Annotated in this window: 20 protein-coding genes; 7 read left to right on the forward strand and 13 right to left on the reverse strand. The window is 68.8% G+C overall.

Translation table 11 applies throughout. The annotated features are described in order from the left end of the window. Positions 1–67: 67 nt before the first annotated feature. From DMC18_RS13760 to DMC18_RS13780, 5 genes are all read right to left on the reverse strand, one after another. On the reverse strand, positions 68–565 hold the full coding sequence (locus tag DMC18_RS13760; protein WP_110118009.1) for a GNAT family N-acetyltransferase: 498 nt from the start codon (positions 563–565) through the stop codon (positions 68–70). A 24-nt stretch (positions 566–589) separates the two neighbouring features. Beyond that, entirely contained in the window at positions 590–766 is a 177-nt protein-coding gene (locus tag DMC18_RS13765; RefSeq protein WP_110118008.1) for a hypothetical protein, read from the reverse strand. A 38-nt stretch (positions 767–804) separates the two neighbouring features. Then, complete coding sequence (locus tag DMC18_RS13770) at positions 805–1,239, reverse strand: cytochrome c (RefSeq protein ID WP_110118007.1); 435 nt, start codon at positions 1,237–1,239, stop codon at positions 805–807. 2 nt (positions 1,240–1,241) lie between these two features. Then, on the reverse strand, positions 1,242–2,834 hold the full coding sequence (locus tag DMC18_RS13775) for a flavin monoamine oxidase family protein (RefSeq protein ID WP_110118006.1): 1,593 nt from the start codon (positions 2,832–2,834) through the stop codon (positions 1,242–1,244). Positions 2,835–3,023: 189 nt separating this feature from the next. Then, positions 3,024–3,650 carry a glutathione S-transferase family protein gene (locus DMC18_RS13780; RefSeq protein WP_110133015.1) on the reverse strand — a complete coding sequence of 209 codons (627 nt, stop codon included), beginning with the start codon at positions 3,648–3,650 and terminating at the stop codon, positions 3,024–3,026. Positions 3,651–3,789: 139 nt separating this feature from the next. On the opposite strand from DMC18_RS13780, the gene DMC18_RS13785 reads away from it, so the two are divergent. Genes DMC18_RS13785 through DMC18_RS13795 form a run of 3 tightly spaced genes read left to right on the forward strand, consistent with a single transcriptional unit; the run spans position 3,790 to position 7,387 of the window. Beyond that, positions 3,790–5,820, forward strand: a complete 2,031-nt coding sequence (locus tag DMC18_RS13785; protein ID WP_110118005.1) for a TonB-dependent siderophore receptor — start codon at positions 3,790–3,792, stop codon at positions 5,818–5,820. Between the two features lie 12 nt (positions 5,821–5,832). Beyond that, the gene (locus DMC18_RS13790) at positions 5,833–6,354 is read left to right on the forward strand and encodes a homogentisate 1,2-dioxygenase (protein ID WP_110133016.1); all 522 of its coding nucleotides are present in this window, start codon (positions 5,833–5,835) and stop codon (positions 6,352–6,354) included. Positions 6,355–6,370: 16 nt separating this feature from the next. After that, entirely contained in the window at positions 6,371–7,387 is a 1,017-nt protein-coding gene (locus DMC18_RS13795; RefSeq protein WP_199232575.1) for a cytochrome-c peroxidase, read from the forward strand. Here DMC18_RS13795 and DMC18_RS13800 read toward each other — a convergent pair. From DMC18_RS13800 to lepA, 3 genes are all read right to left on the reverse strand, one after another. Then, on the reverse strand, positions 7,384–7,734 hold the full coding sequence (locus tag DMC18_RS13800) for a hypothetical protein (protein WP_110118002.1): 351 nt from the start codon (positions 7,732–7,734) through the stop codon (positions 7,384–7,386). The two genes, DMC18_RS13795 and DMC18_RS13800, sit on opposite strands and share 4 nt — an antisense overlap. Continuing rightward, on the reverse strand, positions 7,731–7,913 hold the full coding sequence (locus DMC18_RS13805; RefSeq protein ID WP_110118001.1) for a hypothetical protein: 183 nt from the start codon (positions 7,911–7,913) through the stop codon (positions 7,731–7,733). The genes DMC18_RS13800 and DMC18_RS13805 overlap by 4 nt, the downstream gene beginning before the upstream one ends. 265 nt (positions 7,914–8,178) lie before the next feature. Continuing rightward, positions 8,179–9,987: a translation elongation factor 4 gene (lepA, locus tag DMC18_RS13810; RefSeq protein ID WP_110118000.1), complete on the reverse strand. Its 1,809-nt coding sequence runs from the start codon at positions 9,985–9,987 to the stop codon at positions 8,179–8,181. Positions 9,988–10,089: 102 nt separating this feature from the next. Here lepA and murC point away from each other — a divergent pair, with 102 nt between their 5' ends. After that, on the forward strand, positions 10,090–11,508 hold the full coding sequence (gene murC / locus DMC18_RS13815; RefSeq protein ID WP_110117999.1) for a UDP-N-acetylmuramate--L-alanine ligase: 1,419 nt from the start codon (positions 10,090–10,092) through the stop codon (positions 11,506–11,508). Between the two features lie 150 nt (positions 11,509–11,658). Beyond that, positions 11,659–12,564 carry a UDP-N-acetylmuramate dehydrogenase gene (gene murB / locus DMC18_RS13820; RefSeq protein ID WP_110117998.1) on the forward strand — a complete coding sequence of 302 codons (906 nt, stop codon included), beginning with the start codon at positions 11,659–11,661 and terminating at the stop codon, positions 12,562–12,564. 205 nt (positions 12,565–12,769) lie between these two features. Here the strand turns inward: murB and DMC18_RS13825 are convergent, their stop codons facing one another. From DMC18_RS13825 to didA, 3 genes are read right to left on the reverse strand one after another with little or no spacing between them, the layout of a single operon-like run. After that, the gene (locus DMC18_RS13825; protein WP_110117997.1) at positions 12,770–14,068 is read right to left on the reverse strand and encodes a dicarboxylate/amino acid:cation symporter; all 1,299 of its coding nucleotides are present in this window, start codon (positions 14,066–14,068) and stop codon (positions 12,770–12,772) included. Between the two features lie 40 nt (positions 14,069–14,108). Further along, positions 14,109–15,122, reverse strand: coding sequence for an N-acetyl-D-Glu racemase DgcA (gene dgcA / locus DMC18_RS13830; RefSeq protein WP_110117996.1), 1,014 nt, complete (start codon positions 15,120–15,122; stop codon positions 14,109–14,111). A gap of 41 nt (positions 15,123–15,163) precedes the next feature. Beyond that, the gene (gene didA, locus DMC18_RS13835) at positions 15,164–15,388 is read right to left on the reverse strand and encodes a DNA damage-induced SOS-independent cell division inhibitor A (RefSeq protein WP_110117995.1); all 225 of its coding nucleotides are present in this window, start codon (positions 15,386–15,388) and stop codon (positions 15,164–15,166) included. 116 nt (positions 15,389–15,504) lie between these two features. On the opposite strand from didA, the gene DMC18_RS13840 reads away from it, so the two are divergent. Further along, a complete protein-coding gene (locus DMC18_RS13840; RefSeq protein ID WP_110117994.1) occupies positions 15,505–15,816 on the forward strand; it encodes a polyhydroxyalkanoic acid system family protein in 312 nt (103 codons plus the stop codon). 2 nt (positions 15,817–15,818) lie between these two features. On the opposite strand, the gene DMC18_RS13845 is transcribed toward DMC18_RS13840, so the two are convergent. Both DMC18_RS13845 and DMC18_RS13850 read right to left on the reverse strand, forming a co-directional pair. Continuing rightward, positions 15,819–16,283: a low affinity iron permease family protein gene (locus tag DMC18_RS13845; RefSeq protein WP_110117993.1), complete on the reverse strand. Its 465-nt coding sequence runs from the start codon at positions 16,281–16,283 to the stop codon at positions 15,819–15,821. A 61-nt stretch (positions 16,284–16,344) separates the two neighbouring features. Continuing rightward, positions 16,345–16,758, reverse strand: a complete 414-nt coding sequence (locus DMC18_RS13850) for a DUF983 domain-containing protein (RefSeq protein ID WP_110117992.1) — start codon at positions 16,756–16,758, stop codon at positions 16,345–16,347. Positions 16,759–16,819: 61 nt separating this feature from the next. Here DMC18_RS13850 and DMC18_RS13855 point away from each other — a divergent pair. Further along, positions 16,820–17,021: GntR family transcriptional regulator (locus tag DMC18_RS13855; RefSeq protein ID WP_370444618.1), on the forward strand; the 202-nt coding region annotated here is incomplete at its 3' end.

A 17,021-nucleotide genomic window follows, 5' to 3' on the forward strand; every position in this document is an offset into this window, starting at 1 on the left:
TCACGGATGTCTCCGAACACCTGTCACGGATGTCCCCGGTCTGAACACCTATGGGAGAGGGGGCCTCCTAAGCCCCAAACGCCATATGATAGGTCACCGCCCCGCGCGGCGACCGGCCCTTGAACACCAGGCGCTGGAGATAGGGCGAGGCCTCGCCGCCATAGGTCAGGGCCTCGTCCGCCTCGAAGCCGAAGCGGGCGTAGTAGAGAGGCGAGCCCAGCAGCACGCAGCCGGTCGCGCCCATGGCCTCCAGGCGCTCGAGGCCTTCGCGGATCAGGGCCTGGCCATGGCCTTCCTTCTGGCGGTCGGGCGCCACCGAGACGGGGCCCAGGCCATACCAGGCGCCGTCCGAGACCTCGATGTCGACCGGCGAGAAGGCGATGTGGCCGACCACCTGTCCGTCGTCAGTCTCGGCGACCAGCGACAGCGAAAGCGCCCCGGCCGCGCGCAGGGCGTCGACGATCAGGGCCTCGGTCTGGCTGCTGTAGGGCCGGCCCTCGAAGGCGGCCGTGGTCACGGCGCGGATGGCGGCGATGTCTTCCGGGCGTTCGGGGCGGATGGTCATGGGCCCTGATCTCCCTTTGTGGTCCTAGCGCGTCATCCAGGGCCGGGACTTGCCGGTCGGGGCGGCGGCGTCGGCCCGATCGACCTTGCCGCTGGAAGCCTTGGGCCCATGGCCATGGCGACCCTGGGCGGCCTTCTTCAGGCGCAGGGCGCGCTGCATCGGGGTTTCGTTCGGCGGCGGGGCGTCGGTCTCGTCAGTCATCGGCGCGCTTTAGCACGGTCCGACGCCCCGCGTCTTGATCAGTGCCCGCCAGAAAGGTCCGGATGCGGGATCTTCGCCACGTCGGCCGCCGTCACCGGCTTGGCGTAGGCGTTGCCGAAGTGGGTGCGGACATAGGTGACCACCTCGGCGATCTGGGCGTCGTCGAGTGTGCCAGCGAAGCTGGGCATGCCGCCCTGGCCGCGCACGACGATCATGGTCGGGTAGGCGGCCGCGGCCATCTTCGGGTTGGCGGCGAGGGCGGGGATGGTCCCCGCGCCGCTTCCTCCCTTTGCGTCGGCCATGTGGCAGGCCTGGCAGACGGCTTCATAGACCTGCTGGCCGGTGACGGGCTTGGCCACGCGGACCACGCCGCCGCCGGTGTCGCCGCCGGCAGGGGCCTGGGCGACGGCGGGGATGGCGCAGGCGAGGGCGGCGGCCAGACCGGACGCCGCGATGAGGGTAAGGCGGGTCATGCTCAGGCCTCCAGGGCGCGCTTGTGCAGACGGGTGATGGCGTCCAGCGACGAGAGCAGGGCGCCCTCCATCCAGCAGCCGACATAGGAGGCGTGCTCGCCGGCCAGCACGACGCGGCGGTCCATGGCCACCAGGGTCTGGTAGTGTTCCTTGCGGGTCTCCTCGGTCCAGCGGGCGCAACAGCCCAGCGTCCAGGGCACGCGGCTCCAGGCCACCGAGGCGCCGTTGGAGAACTCCTTGCGGTAGCTGCCGGGGTGCAGGACGGAGCCCTGCTGCAGGGCGACCTCGATGCGCTGCTCCGGCGTCATGCCGGCCAGGCGATAGGCCCCCATCTCGCGGGCGAAGGCGCCGAGCAGCACCGCCGGCCCGTTCCCGAACAGGTTGTTGTTGGGATAGGAGATCAGGGCGATCTCCTGGTCGGTGAAGCTGTGGCCGCCGTAGATGGAGTCGTCCTCCTCCCAGAACCGCCGCTTCATCTCCAGGCCGATCTTCACCTGGCCCGAATAGGGCACGGCCTTGATGGCGGCGGCCAGCTCGTCGCTGATCTCGCTTTCGATCTGGCCCAGGATCGACAGCGGGATCGTGCAGACGCACCAGTCGGCCTTGGCCGTCTCGACCTTGCCCGTGGCGGTGTCGGCGAAGGTGACGGCCACGCCCTTGTCGTCCTGGGCGATCTTGCTGACCTTGGCGTTGTAGGTGATCAGCCCCTCGACCTGCTTGGCGAAGCCCTTGCCGATCATGTCCATGCCGCCCACGGGCTGGAACATGGTGGTCTGCATCTCGTGGCCCATGAAGAAGGCCATCGAGGTCCAGACCTGCGGGTCGAGCACGTCGTGCAGGGCGTAGAGGTCGGAGGGGATCGGCGCGCCGTCGATGCCGCCGCCGGGCGGGCGGTCGTAGCCGCGATGGGAGGCGCTGCGCAGGTTCTTGGCGTAGCGGTAGTCCTTGTCGAGCATGCCCCAGCCCTTCAGGGCCTCCAGCAGCTTCTCGCGGTCTTCGACCGTGACCGTCTCGTCCAGCGCCTTGGTGTTGATCGACTTGGCCAGCAGCTCGGCGACATTGCCCTCGAAGTCGGCCGCCGCGGCCTTGAAGCGCACCGGCTTGCCGCCGAACGCCGTCGAGGAATGGATCCAGGTGTTGTGGTTGAACTGGATGAACGGCTCCAGCGCCACGCCGAACTGCTTGCAGTAGTGCAGCAGGGTGCGGTGATGGTGCGGGATCCGCCACGGGCCGGGGTTGAGGTAGTTGCCGGGCGAGAAACCGACCTTCTGGGTCGCGCCGCCCAGTTCGGTATAGGTGTCGCCGCCCCGCAGGCTCCAGTTCCGGCCGCCGGCGCGGTTCTGGTATTCGAGCACCCGCACCTTGTAGCCGGCCCGGGTCAATTCATAGGCCGCGAGCATGCCCGCCAGGCCCGCGCCCAGCACCACCACCGACGCCCCCGGCCGTGCGCCGGCAAGGTTCGGAGGGCCGTGGAACTGGGTCTCGGCCGCGTGGCCGAGACTGGTCATCGCCTGGTAAAGCGCCGCGGTTCCGCCCACCTGGGCGATGGCGGTCAGCAGTTGTCGTCTGGTCGGTAAGCGGACGCCCTCTGGCATATGTACGGCCCTATCCCCTTCGCCGCCGCCCGCGACCGGGCGGCCTCGCGGGACCGAGCTAAGCAGGCGCATCGCCGCTCCCGCCGCCCACTTTGTTCGCCAGGCGGGCGGATGCTTTCACGGATCACCGTTCCGCAGCGTTCGGACGAACGGGCTGCGCAGGAAACGGGCAGAGGAGGGGGCGAGGCCCTACGGAACCTCGTCCAGCGCCCAGGGCTGGAAGGCGGGGCGGCCGCGCAGGCGGATGTAGTAGGCGGCGACCGCAGGCAGCATGTCGCGCTCGATGGGCGAGGCGGCCCAGCGGTGGACGGAGACGCCCAGCACGATGTCGGCCAGGGTGAAGGTCTCGCCGGCCGCGAAGGCGCCGGTGCGCTCCAGCTGGCGTTCCAGCACGGTCATGGCGGCGTTCCAGGCGCGGATGCTGGCGGCGATCTGCTCGGGATCGTCGAAGCCGGGCATGCGCCGCACCAGGCCCGCGAAGGCGTAGCGCCAGGCGGTGTTGAGCTCGGTGGCCTGCCAGTCCATCCACTGCTCGACCCCGGCCCGGGCGCGCGGCTCGGCCGGCAACAGGGCCTGGCCGATGTCGTGGCGCGAGGCCAGGTAGCGGCAGATGGTGTTCGACTCCCACAGCGGTCCGTGCTCGTCGAGGATCACCGGCACCAGGGCGTTGGGATTGAGCGCCAGGAAGGCGGGGTCATGCGTCGAGGCGTAGCCCGTTCCCCAGTCCTCGCGGTCGTAGGGCAGGGCGAGCTCGTCGCAGGTCCACAGCACCTTGCGCACGTTCAGCGACGAGGTGCGGCCCAATATCTTAAGCATGGGGTATCTCGAGCATGCGGGCCTCCGGGGGCGCCGCGATGGGTAGCACCTCGACTGGCGAGGCGTCTGGAAGAAAATCTGCAAGGCCAAGGCGAGCGGGAATCGTTATGTAGCCAAACTATATAACGAGGGGATCTCAATGCTGTTTCGAACCGCGCTTCTCGCCGGCACGCTGCTGGCCGGCGTCGCCCACGCCCAGGGATCGGATGTCTACGCCCTGGGCGAGGTGCAGGTCACCGCGCGCAACGCGGCTGGCGAGACGGTCGGCGGGGCCAAGGTCTCGGGCGAGGACCTGCGCAAGTTCGACAAGGCCAGCGTCGACCAGGCGCTGGACCTGATCCCCGGCGCGGCGGCGGGAAACAGCGGCGGCTCGCGCAACGAGCGGCTGGTGTTCATCCGCGGCTTCGACCGTTTCCAGACCACCCTGTCGATCGACGGCGTGCGGGTGTTCCTGCCGGCCGACAACCGCATCGACTTCGCCCGCTTTCTCACGGCCGACCTCTCCGAGGTTCAGGTCTCCAAGGGCTATGTCTCGGTGCTCGACGGGCCGGGCGGCCTGGGCGGGGCGATCAACCTCGTCACCCGCAAGCCTTCGGCGCCCTTCGAGGGCGAGGTGCGGCTGGGCGTGGGCCTCGACGGCGACGGCTCGCTGAACGGCAACACGGTGTCGGGCCGCATCGGTGGGCGTTCTGACCGTTTCTACGCCCAGATCAGCGGGGCTCGGAACGAGCGCACCCACTGGAAGCTGCCGGACGACTACACGGCCACCACGCTGGAGAACGGCGGCAACCGCGATCACTCGGAAAGCGAGGACTGGCGCGTCAACCTCAAGGCCGGCTTCACGCCCAACGCCACGGACGAATACTCGATCACCTACACCCGACAGGAGGGCGAGAAGAACGCGCCCTATCACGTGACCGACACGGCCAGCACCCGCTACTGGAGCTGGCCCTACTGGAACCTCGACAGCCTGGCCCTGCTGACCCGGACCAAGATCGCCGACAATGCCTGGCTGAAGACGCGCTTCTACCGCAACAGCTTCGAGAACGCCCTCTACTCGTGGGACAACGCCCGCCAGAACAGCCAGACCCTGGGGCGCGCCTTCCGCTCCTATTATGACGACCTGGCCTATGGCGGGAACCTGGAACTGGACGTCGACGTCACCGCGTCCAACACCCTGAAGGCGGCCGCCTTCTATCGTCGCGACAAGCATGTCGAATGGCAGCAGAGCTTCAGCCCGGCCTCGACCGAGCCGCGCCAGACGGTGACCGAGGACACCACCTCGCTGGCCCTGGAGGACACCCAGCGGTTCGGCGACAAGGTCGACCTGGTGGTCGGCGTGTCGCGCGATCGCCGCGACCTCAAGAGCGCTCAGGACTACAATTCGGGCGCCTTCGTCTTCTACCCGCTGACCGACGACGTGGCCTGGAACGGCCAGGCGGCGCTGGTCTGGCGGCCGATCGCCGACGTGCAGCTGCACGGCAGCGTCTCGTCGCGCGCCCGCTTCCCAACCCTGTTCGAACGCTACAGCTCGCGCTTCGGCACGGTGGTGCCCAATCCGGACATCAAGGCCGAGCGGGCGGTGAACTACGAGCTGGGCGCAGCCGTCGACTTCACCCCGCTGCTGAAGATCGAGGGCGCGGTGTTCTACAGCGACGTGCGCGACGCCCTGATCCTGATCCCGGTGGCCCTGGGCGCGCCCTACGGCACGGTCAACCAGACCAAGAACGCCGGCGATGGCGAGTATTACGGCCTGGAGGGCGGGGCGACGTTCAAGGCGGGCGACAAGCTGACCCTGGGCGGCAACTACACCTATCTGCACCGCGAGCTGACCGACCCGACCAACGCCGCCTTCCGCCCGACCGGCGTGCCGACCCACAAGCTGTTCGTCTATGCGGACTGGACGCTCAGCGACCGCCTGACCGTGACGCCCAGCGTCGAGGCGGCGTCCAAGCGCTGGACGGTGACCTCCAGCTCGCTGGTCAGTCCGGCCCGCTACTACCGCACCGGCGACTATGTGCTGGCCAACCTGACGGCCCAGGTGGCGGTGACGCCGAAGATCGACGTGGTGGTCGGGGCCCGCAACCTGCTGGACCAGAAGTACCAGCTGGTCGACGGCTTCCCCGAGGAAGGCCGCAACTTCCGCGCCGACCTGCGGGTCCGGTTCTAAGGAGCAATGCCGATGCGATTTATCGTTCTCCTGGCCGCCGGCCTGACCCTGGCCGGTCCCGCCGCCTTCGCCCAGACCGCGCCGGAGCCGGCCTGCGCCGCCCGCGACGCCGACCTGCCGGCGGATCTGGCCGCCTGGCCGGCCAAGGCCCCGCTGGCGGCGGCGACCTCGGTCGAGGGCCTCCCCAAGGCGGCGCTGGTTCCCGGCCAGGCCTATGCCGCCGCCCTGTCGCCGACCCCGGAGGTGACCTATGTCGTCCAGCCGGAAAAGCCGGGCGGCACGGTCAGCAAGGGCGGCCTGTTCTCGCTGAAGGTCGAGACGGCGGGATCCTACGTCATCGCCCTGGGCGCCGGCGCCTGGATCGACCTGCTGAAGGACGGGCAGGCCCAGCGCTCGACCGCCCACGGTCGCGGTCCGGCCTGCTCGACCGTCCGCAAGATGGTGACCTTCGACCTGACGCCCGGCGACTATGTGGTGCAGATCTCGGCCAACGCCGAGGCGAGCCTGCCGATCCTCGTTTCGCGCAAGCCCTGACCGGGGAGTGCGGGGCGTGCGGCTGGATCTCTACGGCAAGGTCCTGGCCCTCGTGGCCGGGCTGCTGCTGACCGCCGCCTTCGCGCCGCCGGTGCTGTCGGGCTTTGACTGGAAGCTGCCGGCGGGCGTCGCCCCGCCGCCGGTCCCGGCCGACAATCCCATGTCGGACGCCAAGGTCGCCCTGGGTCGCAAGCTGTTCTACGACGCCGACCTGTCGATCGACGGCACGATGTCGTGCGCGACCTGCCACGAGCAGCGACGCGGCTTCACCGACGGCAACGCCACCCATCCGGGCGTCCATGGCGACCCTGGCCGGCGCAACATCCAGACCCTGGCCAATGTCGGCTGGTTCCGCGCCCTGACCTGGGGCGATGGCAGCGTGACGCGGCTGGAAGACCAGGCCCTGATCCCCATCACCGGGACCAAGCCGGTGGAGATGGGCCTTTCCGGCCAGGAGGCGGTGCTGACGTCACGCCTTGCCGGCCAGGCCTGCTATCGCCGGATGTTCGCCGACGCCTTTCCGGAGGAGAACGGGGCGCTGACCATGACCACGATCGCCAAGGCCCTGGCCGCCTTCGAGCGCACGCTCGTCTCGTTCGACAGTCCCCATGACCGTCGCAAGCGCGGCGAGGCGGTCGCCGTCTCGCCCGAAGCCCTGCGCGGAGCACGCCTCTTCAAGCCTCGCTGCGCCAGCTGCCACGCCGGCCCGCTGTTCACCGACGCCGACAAGCCCCGCTTCCACCGCATCGACGCCCCGTTCAGCGGCGACCAGGGCCTGGCCGACGTCACCGGCAAGGCGGCCGACAAGGGCCGCTTCCGCACGCCCTCCTTGCGCAACGTCGCCCTCAGCGATCCCTACCTGCACGACGGTTCGGCCCGGACCCTGGAGCAGGCGATCCGCCGCCACCGCGTGGCGATGAGGCTGGGCGACGACGAGATCGCCGACCTCGTCGCCTTCCTGCACACCCTGACCGACGAGCGGTTCGTCACCGACCCGAGGTTCGCGCTGCCGAAGCCGGGTTGCGGCGCCTAGCTCTTCGGGAAGGTCTCCACCGCATTGGCGGCGACGGTGGTGATCCTGTCGAAGGCGTCGGCGGCCGAGGCCTTCATCTGCTGGGTCGCGTCCAGGACGGCGGCGTTGCGTGGATCGCCGGCCGCCAGCATCTCCGACATGGCCACGCCCGCGGCGGTGCCGGCCAGCAGGCTGAGGTTGCGCAGACCGTCTTCGGCGTCCTGCACGGCGATGGCGGCCGATTGCGCCACCATGTGATGGGCCTTGCCCACGCCGGTCAGGCTGCTGGTGTCGACGTTCATCAGGCGTTGGCCGGCGTCGTTCAGCGAGGCGACGACGTCTTCCGGTAAGGGTGTTTCGGCGGTCATGCGCAGGCTTCCTCGGGCTCGGTCTGGGGCTGGGGCATCGTCGGAACGAGGATGGCGGCGCCGCCTTGATCGAGGATCCTGGCGCAGGCGGCGGCGAGGGCCGGCGCGGCCTCAGACGTCCGGGCCGCCTCAGCGACGGCGTCGGTGATCTGGCTGTTGACGGAAGTGGGGAAGGCCACGGTCGTTCCTCCGGCTCTCTATCTTGATGAGCGCGCGACCGTTTTTTCCAATCGAGCGCGGCCGAACCCTAGGCTCGGCCACTACTCGCGAAGTAGTAATTTTAGCACAAATGCGCGTGAGGGTTGCCGTTCTCCCCGAGGGGCGACTGAGCCTCCAGTCTGCGCGCCGTTCCAAACGAAAACCGCGGCTCATCCTTTCGAATGGCCGCGGCGATCGGAACAGGAAACTTCGCACGGGGCGGGGGAGGGCCTGGCCCTCCGCCGATCAATCCTCGTCCATCTTCAGGGCGGCGATGAAGGCTTCCTGCGGGATCTCGACCTTGCCGAACTGGCGCATCCGCTTCTTGCCTTCCTTCTGCTTGTCCAGAAGCTTGCGCTTCCGGCTGGCGTCGCCGCCGTAGCACTTGGCGGTGACGTCCTTGCGCAGGGCGCGGACGGTTTCGCGGGCGATGATCCGGCCGCCGATGGCCGCCTGGATCGGGATGACGAACATGTGCTGCGGGATGAGGTCCTTCATCTTCTCGCACATGCCGCGACCGCGGCTTTCGGCGCGGCTGCGGTGGACCAGCATCGACAGGGCGTCGACCGGCTCGCTGTTGACCAGGATCGACATCTTCACCAGGTCGCCGGCGCGGTAGTCCTCGAGTTGATAGTCGAAGCTGGCGTAGCCCTTCGAAATCGACTTCAGGCGATCGTAGAAGTCGAACACCACCTCGTTCAGCGGCAGGTCGTAGACGACCATGGCGCGGCTGCCGACATAGGACAGTTCGCGCTGCATGCCGCGGCGATCCTGGCAGAGCTTGATGACGCCGCCGAGGAATTCGTCCGGGGTGAAGATCGTCGCCTTGATCCAGGGCTCGGCGATCTCTTCGATCTGCATGACGTCCGGCAGGTCGGCCGGGTTGTGCAGCTCGATCTCTTCGCCGTTGCGCATCTTGATCTTGTAGACCACCGACGGGGCGGTCGCGATCAGGTCGAGGTCGAACTCGCGGCTCAGGCGCTCCTGGATGATCTCCAGGTGCAGCAGGCCCAGGAACCCGCAGCGGAAGCCGAAGCCCAGCGCGGCGCTCGATTCCATCTCGTAGGTGAAGCTGGCGTCGTTGAGGCGCAGCTTGCCGACGGCGGCGCGCAGGTCCTCGAAGTCGGCGGCGTCGACCGGGAACAGGCCGCAGAACACCACCGGCACGACTTCCTTGAAGCCCTTCAGGGCTTCGGCCGTCTGCTTCTTCTCGTCGGTGATGGTGTCGCCGACGGCGGCGTCGGCCACTTCCTTGATCGAGGCGGTGAAGAAGCCGACCTCGCCCGGGCCGAGTTCGGCCACGTCGGTGGCCTTGGGGGTGAACACCCCGACCTTGTCGATGCGGTGGGTGGCGCCGGTCTGCATCATGCGGACCTGCTGGCCGGCCTTCAGCGTGCCGTCGAAGATCCGCACCAGCACGACCACGCCGAGATAGGCGTCGTACCAGGCGTCAACCAGCAGGGCCTTCAGCGGCGCGTTGCGGTCGCCCTTGGGGGCGGGCAGGCGCTTGACGATGGCTTCCAGCACGTCGGGGATGCCGATGCCGGTCTTGGCCGAGCACTCGACGGCGTCCGAGGCGTCCAGGCCGATGACGTCCTCGATCTGGGCCTTGACCCGATCGACGTCGGCGGCCGGCAGGTCGACCTTGTTGAGGACCGGGACGATCTCGTGGTTGTTGTCGATGGCCTGGTAGACGTTGGCCAGGGTCTGGGCTTCCACGCCCTGCGAGGCGTCGACGACGAGGATCGAGCCTTCGCAGGCGGCCAGCGAGCGCGACACCTCGTAGGCGAAGTCGACGTGCCCGGGCGTGTCCATCAGGTTGAGGACATAGGTCTCGCCGTCATTGGCCTTGTAGTTCAGGCGCACGGTCTGCGCCTTGATGGTGATGCCGCGTTCCTTCTCGATGTCCATGTTGTCGAGAACCTGGGCGCTCATCTCCCGCGCGGTCAGGCCGCCCGTGGTCTGGATCAGGCGATCGGACAGGGTCGACTTGCCGTGGTCGATGTGGGCCACGATCGAGAAATTGCGGATTTTATCCAGGGGCGTAGAGCTCATGCGCGTGCGTCTATCACATTTGATCCGCTTCGCGAGGGGCCGTGACGGGTTTGCGTCATCGACCCCGTTCACGGCGGGCGTCAAATCGTCTAATCCGACCCCATGATCCAGCGTCGACGACCCGTCCCCTTCGAACTCGGCCCCGTGCACTTCATCGGCATCGGCGGCATCGGCATGTCCGGCATCGCCGAGATCATGATCCGCATCGGCTACACAGTGCAGGGCAGCGATGCCAAAGCCAGCGCCAACACCGAACGGCTCGAAAAGCTCGGCGCGCGCATCTTCGTGGGCCACGACGCGGCCAATGTCGAAGGCGCTTCGGCCATCGTCTATTCGACGGCGGTGAAGGCCGATAACCCGGAAATGGTCGCCGGCCGCGACAAGCGCCTGCCGCTGGTGCGCCGCGCCGAGATGCTGGCCGAGCTGATGCGCCTGCAGTTCTCGGTCGCCGTGGGCGGCACGCACGGCAAGACGACCACCACCTCGATGGTGGCGGCCCTGCTCGACGCTGGCGGCCTGGACCCGACCGTGGTCAACGGCGGCATCATCAACGCCTACGGCACCAACGCCAAGGTCGGCGAGGGCGACTGGATCGTCGTCGAGGCCGACGAGAGCGACGGCTCGTTCCTGAAGCTGAAGTCGACGGTGGCCATCGTCACCAACATCGACGCCGAGCACCTGGACCACTGGGGCGACTTCGACGCGGTGAAGAAGGGCTTCCAGGACTTCATCGAGAACATCCCGTTCTACGGCTTCGCCGCCGTCTGCACCGACCACCCGGAAGTGCAGGCCCTGACCTCGCGGATCGAGAACCGCCGCCTGGTGACCTACGGCACCAACCCGCAGGCCGAGGTGCGCGTCTCCAACGTCGAGATGGGGCCCGAGGGCGCCAGCTTCGACATCGTGATCTCGCCGCTGGAGGGCGATCAGGTCCGCTACGAGGGCCTGAAGATGCCGATGGCCGGCCACCACAACGTGCTCAACGCCACCGCCGCCGTGGCCGTGGCCCGCGAGCTGGGCGTCGACGCCGACAGCATCCGCGCCGGCCTGGCTGGGTTCGGCGGGGTCAAGCGCCGGTTCACCACCACAGGTGTGGCCAACGGGATCCGCGTGGTCGACGACTATGGCCACCACCCGGTCGAGATCGCCGCCGTGCTGAAAGCCGCCCGGGCGGTCAGCCAGGGCAAGGTGATCGCCGTGGTGCAGCCGCACCGCTACACCCGCCTGCGCGACCTGATGACCGAGTTCAGCAGCTGCTTCAACGACGCCGACACCGTGGTCGTCGCCGACGTCTACACGGCCGGCGAGCAGCCGATCGAGGGCGTCGACCGCGACCACCTGGTCGAGGGCCTCAAGAAGTTCGGCCACCGTCGCGCCCTGCCGCTGGAAAACCCGGCGGCCCTGCCGGCCCTGATCGCGGCGGAAGCGACCAGCGGCGACCTCGTCGTGCTGCTGGGGGCCGGGGACATCACGTCCTGGGCCTACGCCCTGCCGGGCCAGCTTGAAGCGCTGGCGAAGTAGTTTTCGCTCGATCCCTTCCTTCTCCCCTTGCGGGAGAAGGTGGCCGCGTAGCGGTCGGATGAGGGGTCGCGCGGCGAGGCCGAGAAACCCCTCATCCGTCGTCCTCCGGACGACACCTTCTCCCGCAAGGGGAGAAGGGGAGACGAAGCGATGACCTGGAAGACCAATCTCCCCGCCGTCCGCGGCAAGCTGCTGATCGACGAGGTCCTGGCCCCGTTCACCTGGTTCCGCGTCGGCGGGCCGGCCGACCTGGTGTTCCTGCCGGCCGACGAGCAAGACTTATCCGATTTCCTCAAGGCCCTGGATCCGGCCGTGCCGGTGATGGCCATCGGCGTCGGCTCGAACCTGCTGGTCCGCGACGGCGGCGTCGAGGGCGTGATCATCCGGCTGGGCAAGGGCTTCAACGGCGTCGAGGCCCTGGGCGGCAATCGCATCAAGGCCGGCTCGGCGGTTCCCGACGCCATCCTGGCCCGCAAGGCGGCGGAAGCCGGCATTGCGGGTCTGGAATTCTACGCCGGCATCCCCGGCACGATCGGCGGCGCGGTGATCATGAACGCCGGCTGCTACGGCTCGGAGACGGTCAACGTGGTCAAGTCGGTCCGCGTCATGGACCGCGCCGGACAGGTGAGAGAACTGGCGGTCGAGGACCTGCACTACACCTATCGCCACAGCGCCCTGCAGGACGGCGAGACGGTGATCGTGCTCGACGCGATCTACGAGGGGACCGCCGACGAGCCCGCCGCGATCAAGGCCCGTATGTCCGAGATCACGTCGCGTCGCGAAACCACCCAGCCGATCCGCGAAAAGACCGGGGGCTCGACCTTCAAGAACCCGCCGGGCCATTCGTCGTGGAAGCTGGTCGACGAGGCCGGCTGGCGCGGCAAACCGTTCGGCGGGGCAATGTTCTCGCCCCTGCACAGCAACTTCCTGATCAACACCGGCGAGGCGACGGCGGCCGACCTGGAAGGCCTGGGCGACACCGTCCGCGCCGACGTGCTGGCCAAGACCGGCGTCCAGCTGGACTGGGAAATCAAGCGGATCGGGCGTCCGGCCTGACGGCCGGCCCCCTCAGTCGCTCCGCGACAGCTCCCCCAGAGGGGGAGCATCTGAGGTCGCACAAGTAGATCCTCCCCCTCTGGGGGGGTGGCCCGGAGGGCCGGAGGGGGGACGTTTTCAGCTTGCTGAGAGGCGGCCGGCTTCGCGTCACTCCCCTCTCCGTCGCCTTCGGCGACACCTCTCCCTTCAGGGAGAGGGTCTCTGATCACACATCGCGCTTCGACAGATACTCCTCCACGTCGATCTCCTTCTCCCACCGCGCCACGGCCGTGGCGATCGAGAGGTCGCAGGTGACGTTCGGCACGGTGCGGATCATGTCGAGGATCCGGTCGAAGGGCAGGATGAAGCCGACGATGATCGCCGTCTGGGTCGGGCCGACGCCGATCGTGGCGAGCACCGCCGCCAGCACGAACAGCGAGCCCGACGGCACCGGGGCCACGCCCATGGCCACGATGGTGGTGGTCACCGCCACCAGGGCGTAGTCGGCAAGCGTCAGGGGCACGCCGAAGGCCTGGGCGGCGAACAGGGTCAGCATGGCCACGTACATGGCCGTGCCGTCCATGCCGATGGTCGCCCCTAGCGGCAGGACGGTCGACGAGATCGACGGCTTGATGCCCAGATTGTCCTCGGCCACCCGGATCGCCACCGGCAGGGTGGCCGAGCTGGACGAGGTGGAGAAACCGACCAGGATGGCGTCCATGCAGCCGCGATAGAACGGCACGAGCGGCAGCCAGGCCCCCAGCCGCACCACGGCGGCGTGGGTGACGAAGGTCTGGATGGCCGCGCCGATGATCACGCAGACCCCCAGCTTGGCCACGTGCAGGAAGGTCTCGGGACCGTTGGTGCCCATGACCACGGCGATCAGGGCGAAGACCCCGAACGGCGCGGCCTCCATCACGAAGCCGACGATGCGCAGCATCACCTCGCTGGCGCTGGCCAGCAGCTTGGCGACCGGCGCGCCGTCCTCGCCCGCCACGATCACCCCGGCGCCCACGAGCACGGCGAAGAAGATGATCGCCAGGGTCTCGCCTTCGGCCAGGGCCTTGATCGGGTTGAGCGGCACGATGCCGATGAACAGCTCGGCCGGCGACTTGGGCGTGGCCACCGCCTGGGGGGCGGCGTTGTGCAGGTCGGCGCCGACGCCGGGTCCCAGCAGGCTGGCGATGATCAGGCCGATGGTCACCGCGATCAGGGTGGTCAGCACGTACATGGCGATGGTCTTGACGCCGATGCCGCCCAGCCGCTTGGCGTCGCCCAGCTGGGCCACGCCCGAGGCGATGATCACGAACACCAGCGGGGCCACCATCATGCGGATCAGCCGCACGAAGATCTCGCCCATCCATTTGAGGCTGGTGGCCCCTTCGCCCCAGAAATAGCCGACCACGGCCCCGACCACGAGGGCGGCCAGGATCCGCTTCCACAGCGAGATCCCGAACCAGACCTGCAGCGGGTTCCTGCGGCCAGGGGGCGAGGGCGGCGGCGCGTCGGCGAGGGCGTCGGTCATGCCGCAGAGAGCACGGCGTTATGCGAGGTGGGTCAAGCCCTCAGAGCCAAAGCCCTTCGGCGTCGATCGCATCCCCCCAGAATCCGGCGGCCGGCGACACGATCCGTCCGGCCTCGACGCGCAGGCCGCCCGGGTGGTCTTGCTTCAGCCACCACGGCCCGTCGAGGTCGGCGAAGGCGCATTCGGCGGCCAGGTGCAGGGCCGGGGCGATGGCGAGGGACGAGGCGACCATGCAGCCGGTCATCAGGGTGAAGCCGAGATCCTTGGCCGCGCGCAGCATCGCCAGCGCCTCGGTCAGGCCGCCGGACTTGTCGAGCTTGAGGTTCACGGCCTGGTAGCGCGCGCGCAGGACCGGCAGGTCGGCGGCGGTGTGCACCGACTCGTCGGCGCAGATCGGGAAGGGCGGGGCGTAGCCTTCCAGCGCGGGGTCCTCGCCGGCCGGCAGGGGTTGTTCGACCAGGGCGATGTTGAGGCGCGACAGCTGGTCCTCCAGGCCGCGCAGGATCTCGAAGGTCCAGCCCTCGTTGGGATCGACGATCAGGGCGGCGTCGGGGGCGGCCTGCGCCACCGCGGCCAGGCGGGCGGCGGGGTCTTCGGCCGACAGCTTGATCTTGATCAGCGGCGCGTCGGCGACCTTGCGGGCGGCGGCGGCCATGGCGTCCGGCGTATCGAGGCTGACGGTGACGGCGGTGACCAGCGATGGCGGGACGGCGAGACCGGTGCTCGCGGCGACCGAGACGCCGTTCTGCTTGGCCCGAAGGTCCCAGATCGCGCAGTCCAGAGCGTTGCGGGCGGCCCCGGCCGGCAGCAGGGCCAGGGCTTCGGAAAGGTCCGCGCCCATGGCGATCAGGCGGGCGGCGGGGGCCAGCTGCGCCTCGACGCCCGCGACCGTCTCGCCGTAGCGGGCATAGGGCACGCTCTCGCCCCGGCCGACGTGTCCTCCCTCGGCGATCTCGACCACCACGACCTCGGCGGCGGTCTTCACCCCGCGCGAGATGCGGAACGGGGCGGCGAGCGGGTGGCTGACGGGGCGGACGGCGACGAGACGGCTCATGTCCCTGGCTTGGCGCCGTTCGAGCGCTTTTGCGAGGGGGATCAGCGCTTGTCGAAACGCGGGATCGGCGAGTCGGCGCGTCGCTGGGCCATGACCTGCAGGGCCAGGCGCGGGCGGATCACGAACAGGCCGGCCCAGACCAGCAGCACGCCGGCGTAGGAGATCGACCCCCAGACCCCGGTCGGACGTCCCGGGCGGCCTGCGCGCACGCGGCGGGCGGTGCGGACGGGGGCGTCGAAGTACTGGGTCATGGCGATGTCGGTCATGGCTTCCTCCGTGGACGCTGCCGAACCTGCGCCTTGGATGCGTCAGAACTGGACGTATAGCCGAAACACCATGTCGTCCCTATGTCTGGGGCGAAATACGTCCTTCTGGAGTTCCCATGTCGAAGCCGGTCACCATCAACATCCCCCACGAACTCGGCGTGGCCGAGGCCAAGCGGCGGATCGAGAGCGGTTTCGAGCAGCTGGGCGCCCAGATCCCCGGCGGCCTGGCCAACGTCACCAAGGCCTGGCGCGACGACGTGATGGATTTCTCGGCCGTGATCATGGGCCAGACCATCACCGGCAAGCTCAACGTCGCGGCCAATGTGGTGCTGGTCGAGGTCGTTCTGCCCGGGTTCCTAGGCATGATCGCCGGCAAGATCACGGGGCAGGTCAAGAAGCAGGGCACGCTGCTGCTGGAGAAGAAGTAGGGCTATCCCTTCGCGGCCGCCCGCTTGCGGGGCGCGGCCCTGGCGGCGGGCTTCTTCGGGGGCGTCGCCTTGCCCTTCTTCTCGCGCAGGGCGGTGACCTTCTCCAGCCGGTCGTGGGCTCGCTCGGCGGCCGCCTTGCACTGGGCGTGGTAGGCGTCGAGTTCCTTCTCCGACAGCTTCTCGATGCCGACGAAGTCGTTATCGGCGGTCGAGGTCAGGATCAGTTCGTCGAGCTTGGCCTGGACGGCCTCGCTGTCGCGGTTCTGGGTGTTCTGGATCAGGAACACCATCAGGAAGGTGATGATCGTGGTGCCGGTGTTGATCACCAGCTGCCAGGTCTCGGAGAACTTGAACACCGGCCCGGAGACCGCCCAAAGGATCACCAGGCCCAGGCAGGCCAGGAAGGTGACGGGGCGGCCTGCTGCCTGGGCGGTGGCGTTGGCGAACTTGGCGAAGAACTTTTCCATGGCGGGCTCCAGGCGCTTTCCAGTCAAACGCCGCCGTGGCCGGCTTCGTTCAGAGCCCGCTTCAGAGCCTTCTGGGGTCGTGGTCGTGACGCCCCACGCTCTCGAACTTGCCTTCCTCGGCCTTGTTGACGAACTGGGCGGCCACCAGCCAGGCCTTCACCGGCCGCAGGGTGGCCAGGCAGCCGACGATCAGGGCCGGGAAGGTGGTGACGAAGTGCACCCAGACCGGCGGATGGTAGGCGACCTCGACCCAGGCGAAGACGAAGGTGACCAGGATGCCGACGCCGCTCATCACGAAGAAGGCCGGGCCGTCGGCCGGCTCGGCGAAGCCGTAGTCCAGGCCGCAGCGGTCGCAGGACGGGGCCAGGGCCAGAAAACCCTTGAACAGCTTGCCCTCGCCGCAGCGCGGGCAGCGCTGGCGCAGGCCGCTGATCACCGGCGGCGGCGGATCGAAAAACTCGTCAGCGGGCGTCATGACCCCTACCTACAATCCGAAAATTGATCCATACATTGTGCGATAAATGTATGGATCAATGATGGGCGACGCAAGGGATCTTCCGGCGGGGGCGGCCTGGCTGCGGCGCGTGGCCGCGGGCGAGGGGCCGATCTATCGGCGGCTGTTCGAGGCCTTGCGCGGCGCCGTCGCCGACGGCGAGCTGTCGGCCGGCGAGCAGTTGCCGCCGCAGCGGACGGTGGCGGGGCTGCTGGGCGTCGACTTCACCACCGTCACCCGCGCCT

The sequence above is a fragment of the Caulobacter sp. D5 genome, assembly GCF_003185805.1.
GTDB lineage: Bacteria > Pseudomonadota > Alphaproteobacteria > Caulobacterales > Caulobacteraceae > Caulobacter.